This is a genomic window from Vibrio sp. 2132-1, from assembly GCF_033344315.1.
Window position 1 is genome coordinate 1 of sequence record NZ_JAWPON010000337.1, and the last position, 701, is coordinate 701.

Sequence of the window (701 nt, forward strand, 5' to 3'; positions counted from 1 at the left end):
TAGCGAGTAAACATCATTGGCGACGTAGCTGAACTTCGCTGCTGAATCTTGCGCCGGAGTGTCCCAACTTGTGATGGTGCCACGTAGGTACAGTGCTGTTTCACCAAACGTTGGTGCATCCGCAGATTTGGTTACGGAAACCACAGGTTTTTCAACTTTCTCATCTTGAACGTATAGCGCGTTCAGTGTGAAGTTGTACTTGCCTGTTTCTGCGACGGTGAGTTTACAGTTTTCCTCTGCGCCTAGCTCCAGAGAGCCGCTGCCCACTGTTGCCACAGAACAACCGATGTTCGGATTTGCCCAACCTGTGTCTGCAAATTTGAACTCGTGGCTGCCTGCTTCAAGTACGCCTGTTACTGAGTACATGCCGTTGCCAATGAAAGTCATTGCCCAGTCGCTGTTGTCTGACCAATTGTTCATTGTGCCTTTCACGTAAACCACGGTTTCACCGAAAGGAGGAATGCTCGATACGTCTTTGTTGTCCGTATTGACTGGCAGACCCGCACCTTGCGCGCCGTCTTGTGGCTGTACGAATACCGCAGTAGTCAGTGCTGGCACAGTGAAGGTTTCATTTGCGAAGCTTGCGCCTTTCACGATGTCATCTGCAGAGTTTTGTTGAACTTCATGCAGCTCGAAACCTGTCGCGCCTTTCACGACAAATGATTTCTCTGTTGATGTTGAGTTCACCACAGCCACGATCG

1 protein-coding gene is annotated in these 701 nt (G+C 50.1%); it reads right to left on the minus strand.

Going from position 1 to position 701, the window contains the following annotated elements:
* Nucleotides 1-701, minus strand: a 701-nt coding sequence (locus R8N47_RS25265; protein WP_318186116.1) for an alpha-1,6-glucosidase domain-containing protein, incomplete at both ends; no start/stop codon positions are given.